3 protein-coding genes are annotated in these 5,294 nt (G+C 67.0%); 1 reads left to right on the top strand and 2 read right to left on the bottom strand.

What is annotated here, in order from left to right; all coding sequences use genetic code 11:
- Positions 1-9: 9 nt before the first annotated feature.
- Together ACIRA7_RS14690 and ACIRA7_RS14685 are read right to left on the bottom strand one after the other, a co-directional pair.
- Positions 10-489 (bottom strand): TspO/MBR family protein, encoded by a 480-nt coding sequence (locus tag ACIRA7_RS14690; RefSeq protein WP_396221601.1) that lies wholly within the window; start codon positions 487-489, stop codon positions 10-12.
- 60 nt (positions 490-549) lie between these two features.
- Positions 550-2,526 (bottom strand): tetratricopeptide repeat protein, encoded by a 1,977-nt coding sequence (locus tag ACIRA7_RS14685; protein WP_396221600.1) that lies wholly within the window; start codon positions 2,524-2,526, stop codon positions 550-552.
- A 160-nt stretch (positions 2,527-2,686) separates the two neighbouring features.
- On the opposite strand from ACIRA7_RS14685, the gene ACIRA7_RS14680 reads away from it, so the two are divergent.
- Positions 2,687-5,206: a zinc-dependent metalloprotease gene (locus tag ACIRA7_RS14680; protein ID WP_396221599.1), complete on the top strand. Its 2,520-nt coding sequence runs from the start codon at positions 2,687-2,689 to the stop codon at positions 5,204-5,206.
- Positions 5,207-5,294: the final 88 nt, after the last annotated feature.

Below are 5,294 nucleotides of genomic sequence, written 5' to 3'. Positions count from 1 at the left end.
CATCAGAATCTAGAGGAGCGTGGGATTCCGGCGCCACACGGCGATGGTGAGCGCGGTGGCAAAGGTGACCCACGCCAGATACGGAACGAACAGCACACCAGCGAGCGTGTCACGACGCCAGAAGAGCACGAGCGTGATGGCGATCGAGAGCCAGAGCGCCACGACCTCGATCGTGGCCCCCAGGCCGCTGCGCCGCACGAAAAAGAAGTAACTCCACGCCGCGTTGAGCACGAGCTGCACCGCGTAGAACGCGAGCTCCACCCTTGCGCCCTCGAAGCCGGCTTCTCGCCACACGCGCCAAGCGGCCGTGCCCATCAGGATGTACAGGAGCGTCCACGCGGGCCCGAAGAGCCAGCCTGGCGGTGCCCAGATGGGCTTGTTCAATACCCCGTAGAACTCGTTCGCCGCCTTCGCGGTCACGGCGCCACCGACGGCCGCGACGCTGGTGCCCAGAATCCAGGCAAGCAAGCTCGGAAATGATTGCAGCATGCCTGCAAGATGGTCGAGGCGCGCGTCGCGCGTCAGGGTCGCACCGTCTCTATGGGCGGGTCAGGCCGGACTGCACCAGAACTGATACATCGCGGCAAAGGTGTCGGGATGGGCGGCTTCGAAGGCGTCCCAGGCGGACAGGTCCAGCCATCGGCCCGGATACTCGGCGTGGAAACAGGCCTGCACCGTGGCCGGCACCTGAAACCCGAGAAAGCGCAGCTGGAGCGTTTCGAGATCGCGGGCGATCTCCGGCAGCGTGTAGCTGCGCTCCTGTACGTGCATGAGCAGGTCGCGACAGCCGCTCGTCGAGAAGAAATCGACGAAGCCCAGTACACCGCGCGCCGGATGCGCCATCGGTAACGCGAGGATGGCCTGGCGGCAGGCGCGGATCCCCTCATCGGTTGCGGGGAACCCGAGCTGCTTCACCAGTGCCCGCGCGGCGTCGATCTGCCGACGCGCCGCCGTCGCGTACAGCCCGATTTTCATCACGCCGTGCGGCTCGAGTACGCGCAACAACCGACGCCATCCGCTGAGCGGCTCGGCGAGATGATGCAACACCCCCGAACAGGACACGATCGCGAACGACCCAAGCGATTCATCGATATTGAGGATGTCCCCCTGACCGAACTGCACATTCGCCACGCGATGGTGCGCCGCCATGCGTGCGGCATATGCGAGGCTCGACCGACTCAAGTCGAGCGACCACACCTGGGCGTCGGGGAACGACAGCGCCATTTGCAGCGGTTGCTGCCCGCTGCCGCCACCGGCCACCAGAATACGGCGACCGCTTGGCGACGACGCGTCCGCCGGATGCAATGCGCGCACGAAGGCCGGAATCGACGTGACCGTGGGGTGCTGCAGCGTGACCCAGCGCGGGTACGGGTTCTCCTCGTACATCGTGCGGACCATCGACGACACGCCCTTGGCGAGCGGCGTCCAGGTCGGCAAGGCGTCGGCGATGGCGCGCTCGGCACGGTACTCCGCCACCTGATCGCGCACGAGCGCGCGCAGCCCCGGAGACCACGAAGGGCTCGCGCCGTCGTCCAGGGTACTCCACGCCGCGAACTGTCGCACCGTGGCATACATCGCCCCGCGGAGCATCGCCGACTCGCAGTTGGCCGGTATCGGCAAAGCCGCCGAGGCGGCATCGACCTCGGCGCACAGCTGTTCCAACGCCAGTTGTTCATCCGCGTCGATGGCCCAGCCGTACTCGGTGTTGTACGCCTGCATGGCAATCGCGCCGATGAACGGCGCGAGCTCCGAACCCTCACCAGCCGGGGCAAGCAACAGTGCCTTGCGGACCCGGGTGAGCACCAACTCCACTTCGGGATCGGTGACCACCAGGCGTGGTAAGGCCGCCAGCAGCAGGTCGTCGCGGGCCAGCGCGTAGAGGGCGTCCCGGTTGACCGCCAGCAGATCGGCGTCCCGGTTCACGGCCGCCAGCAGCGCCGCGTACGCCGGCGTGCCTTTCACGAGGCCCAGCATGGCCCCCGAGAGCGACTGCGCTGAGATCGCGGGATCATGGCACAGCGTGAGCAATACTGAACGGACCAGTGGATTCCCCGATCCGAGACTCACGCCGTTCAGCAGCAGCGCCAGTCGTGCCCGGAGCGCGCCTTCGTGGGGAAAGGCGGCGACGGCCTCGAAAAGCATGATCAGCGCCTCCTCGAGGCGACCGGCCTGCTGCAAGGTCGTTGCCAAATTGAGCTGCGCGTCCACGTAGGCCGGACGTCGCGCGATCGCGGCGCGGAAGGCGGCCATGGCGTCTGGCAGCTGGCCCAGCGTGCGGTGCGCCTCACCGAGGCTGTTGAAAAAGTCGGCCCGCTGATCGGCAAGGGCAACCGCGCGCTGCAACAGCACGAGGGCCTCCGCCGCCCGTCCCTGCTGCTGCACCGCGAGCCCGAGGAGATACGCCGCATCGGCGTTGGTCGCGTGCCGCGCGAGCACCGTGCGGTAGCCCTGCTCCGCCTCGGCCAGACGCCCCGCCTGATGCGCGGTGAGGGCGCGCTGCAGCGTGTCGGTCGACGATGTTGACATGCGTCGAATGTAGGGGAGGACAGGCATTCCCCGCAGGGTGCGGCAACCGCACGACACGGACATTGCTGACATTCGATCCGTGTGCGTTGCTGGCGGGTATCGCAGGTGGCACTTTTGCCGGGCGCGTGTGCCTCACCCCCGTTTCCCGTACCGGATTCTCATGCATCTCTCTCGTGAACTGCTCGCCGGCGTCCTGCTCACCACCGCCGCGAGCACGGCCATGGCGCCGGTGGCGTTGGCGCAACAGACACCCCCAGCGGCGGGGGCACCGCAGCCCCCGGCCGAAGGTGCGGCCGCGACCGCGCGCCGCGGTCCGCGGCCCTATGCGCAGGTGATTCCGGCGCGCGCCTACACCGAACGCGGTGGCATCACGGTGCACCGCGTGGACGATCGCTACTTCTTCGAGGTGCCCGACTCGCTGGTGGGGCGCGACTTTCTGATGGTCACGCGTGTGGCCGGCGTGCCGGCCGGCGCCGGCGGGTTCCAGAGCGCCGGCAGCTCGCTGAACGAGCGGCTGATCCGCTGGGAGCGGGTGAACGATCGCGTGCTGCTGAAGAGTGTGAACACGGGAGCGGTGGCTGACGACTCGCTGCCGATCGCGCGCAGCGTGGCGCAGAACAACTATCCGGCGATCATCGGCGCGTTTCCGATTGCCGCGTTCGGCAAGGACAGCGCCGCGTACGTGATCGACGTAACCGACTTCTTTGCCTCCGACAATCCCGCGACCAGCGGACTCGATGCCGCATCGCGTCGCACCTACGGCGTGCGCCGCTACGACGCGGCGCGCAGCTACATCAGCAGCGTGCGCGGCTTCCCGATCAACATCGAAGTGCGTCAGGTGCAGACGTTCGATGCCGCCACGCCACCCAGTGATCCCGATGGGGCCACGGTCACGATGGAGACGCGGCAATCCTTCGTGCTGCTGCCGAAGACGCCGATGCGCCCGCGCTACGCCGACGCGCGCGTGGGCTACTTCTCGGTGGACCGCGTGAACTACGGCCTCGATGTGCAGAAGGCGGAGAGTCAGGAGTTCATCACGCGCTGGCGCCTGGAGCCGAAGGATCCGGCGGCCTACGCGCGCGGTGAGTTGGTGGAGCCGGTCAAGCCCATCGTGTACTACCTCGACCCGGCCACGCCGGCACGCTGGAAGCGGTACGTACGTGAGGGCGTGGAGAACTGGCAGCAGGTGTTCGAGAAGGCGGGGTTCAAGAACGCCATTCTGGCGAAGGATGCGCCAACGAAAACCGAAGATCCGGACTTCGACCTCGACGACGCGCGCTACTCGATCGTGCGCTGGGCGGCGAGCCTGGTGCGCAATGCCACCGGTCCGCACACGCACGACCCGCGTTCGGGCGAGATCATCAACAGCGAGATCACGTGGTATCACAACCACATGCGCTCGTACCGCAACTGGCTGATGATGGAAACGGGCGCGGCCAATCCGTCGGCGCGTACCCTCGATATTCCGGAAGAGCTGATGGGCGAGACCATGCGCCAGGTGATCACACATGAAATCGGTCACGCGCTGGGGCTGCAGCACAACATGATCGCGTCGGCGTCGTTCCCGGTGGACTCGCTGCGCAGTCCGTCGTTCACGCGCGTGTACGGCGTGAGCGCCACCATCATGGACTACGCGCGGCAGAACTACATCGCGCAGCCGGGTGACGGCCTGCAGCCCAAGGATTTCATCCGTCGGGTGGGACCGTTCGACGACTTCGCGATCAACTGGGGCTATCGGGTGATCGCCGCGCCGAGTGCCGAAGCGGAGCGTGCGACGCTGCATCGTTGGCTCACGCAGCAGACCGATGCGTTTCCGTACCGCTTCGCGTCGCAACAGCTGGCCGCCGGTGACCCGCGCAATCAGACGGAAGATCTGGGCGACGATCCGATCAAGGCGTCGACGTTCTCGACGATGAACTACAAGCGCATGATCCCGAACCTCGTCGCCTGGACGTCGACGCCGGGTGAGGACTACACCGAACTGCGCGAACTCTACGAGGAATCGGTGGCACGCTGGTTCGGCAACATGAACCATGTGGCCACGATGATCGGCGGCGTCGAGGTCGATCTCAAGACCTCCGAACAGAGTGGCGCCGTGTATCGCGTGGTGCCCAAGGCACGGCAGCAGGCGGCGTTGGCGTTCCTGTCCTCGAACGTGATCACGACGCCGTCGTGGTTGTCGCCGCCGGGGATCGCCCAGCGGATCGGCCCGAGCAACGTGGTATCGACCCGTCAGGCCGGGGTGCTGACGTCGCTGCTCACGCCGGCACGCCTTGGTCGTCTGGCGGAATCGGAGAAGTACGATGTGGTGAACGCGTATCCGCTGGCCGAGTACCTGGATGATCTCAAGCGCACCGTGTTCAGCGGCAACGCGCCCGATGCGGGTCGTCGTCAGTTGCAGCGTGTGTACGTCCAGCGGCTGGAAGCACTCGTTGCTCCGCCGACGGCACCGACCGCCGGCCCGCCGGGCGGTGGTGGTGGTGGCGCCGCCGCCCGCTTCACGCCCTTCGTGACCGCTCCCGTGCTCGCGCAAAGCGACCTGCCCGCACTGGCGCGGCAGCAATTGCGCGAGATCCAGCGCGACGCACGCGCCGCGGCGCTGGCGTCAGCCGGTACGACCAGTCGCGCCCACTGGAGCGACATCGCCGATCGCGTGACGGCAATTCTGGAACCGAAGTAGCACCTATCAAGGCGTTGGCCGTTGCATATCTATGCGCATCGGTCGGCGCTGCCGGCGTCGGCACCGAACCGTTTGGACCGGTGCTATC

Origin of the sequence: Gemmatimonas sp., assembly GCF_044376735.1 — a bacterium.
In the GTDB taxonomy this organism is placed as follows: Bacteria; Gemmatimonadota; Gemmatimonadetes; order Gemmatimonadales; family Gemmatimonadaceae; genus Gemmatimonas.
The sequence above is the reverse complement of the archived record's forward strand: the minus strand, read 5'-3'. Positions and strand labels throughout refer to the sequence as shown.